General features: G+C 70.0%; 1 protein-coding gene. It reads right to left on the bottom strand.

What is annotated here, in order from left to right; translation table 11 throughout:
- Positions 1-1133, bottom strand: a 1133-nt coding sequence (locus DES41_RS37655; protein WP_147283072.1) for a hybrid sensor histidine kinase/response regulator, incomplete at its 3' end; no start/stop codon positions are given.
- Positions 1134-1183 lie beyond the last annotated feature (50 nt).

Raw genomic sequence — 1183 nt, forward strand, 5'->3', positions numbered from 1 at the left:
TCCAGGCCCGGGCTGCTCAGTTCCACACCACCGCCGTGCAGCTCGGCCAGGTGCTTGACGATGGACAGGCCCAGCCCCAGGCCGCCGCTGGCGCGCTTGCCCGGCGCTTCGCTCTGCGTGAACTTCTCGAACACGCGGTCCAGGAAGGCCGGCGCGATGCCCTTGCCCTGGTCCGTCACCGTCAGTTCCAGCCACTCGGCGCTGCGGGAGAGCACCACGCGCACGGTGCCGCCCGGGTTCGAGAACTTGATGGCGTTGTTGAAGATGTTCCAGAAGATCTGCTGGAACCGCGCCGGGTCCAGCAGCACCGGGCCGGTGGGCTGCAGGTCCAGTTCCAGCTGCAGTTCGCGGCTGCCCAGCTGCTGGCGCATCGCGTCGATGGAGGACTGCACCAGCGCGACGGGGTCGGCCAGCTCGCGCTGCAGCCCCAGCTTGCCCGAGTTGATGCGCGAGACGTCCAGGATGTCCGAGATGATCCGGGCCTGGGTCTGCGCATTGCGGCGGATGGCGTCCAGGCCCTTGGCGATGTCCGGCGTCTGCGGCTTGCGCAGCAGCACGTGCACGTTCATGAGGATGGCGTTGAGCGGGTTGCGCAGCTCGTGCGAGAGCACGGCGACGAAGTCGTCCTTCGTGCGGCTGTGGCGTTCCGCATTGGCGCGCGCGGCCTGCTCGCGTTCCAGCAGCAGCTGCTTGTAGCGCTGCTCGCTCACGCGCAACTGTTCCTCGGCGATGCGCGCGCGGATCAGCGCCTGCAGCGTGGCCACCAGCACGGCCGGCTCGACCGGGTGCTCCAGGTACGCGTCGGCGCCGGAGTTCAGGCCGGCCACCTTGTCCGAACTCTCGATGTAGGTGGCCGACAGGTGCAGCACGGGCAGCACCACGGTCTCGGGCAGCTCGCGCAGCATGCGGCAGACGGTGAAGCCGTCCATGTCGGGCAGGTGCACGTCCAGCACTGCGGCCGAGATGCCGCCGGCTCGGGCCCGCTCCAGGCCTTCGGCGCCGGTCAGCGCCTCCACCGTCCGGAAGCCCGCCGCGCGCAGGATGCGGCAGGTGGAATAGCGCGTGGCGGGACTGTCGTCCACCACCAGCACGGTGTGCTGCGCGCGGTCGATGGTGGTGCTGACCTTGTGCATGCCGCAGGTCCTCAGTCGGAATGGGCGTCGCCGCCCGCAGGCGCTGCGCG

The sequence above is a fragment of the Pseudorhodoferax soli genome, from assembly GCF_003337555.1.
Lineage (GTDB): Bacteria > Pseudomonadota > Gammaproteobacteria > Burkholderiales > Burkholderiaceae_C > Pseudorhodoferax > Pseudorhodoferax soli.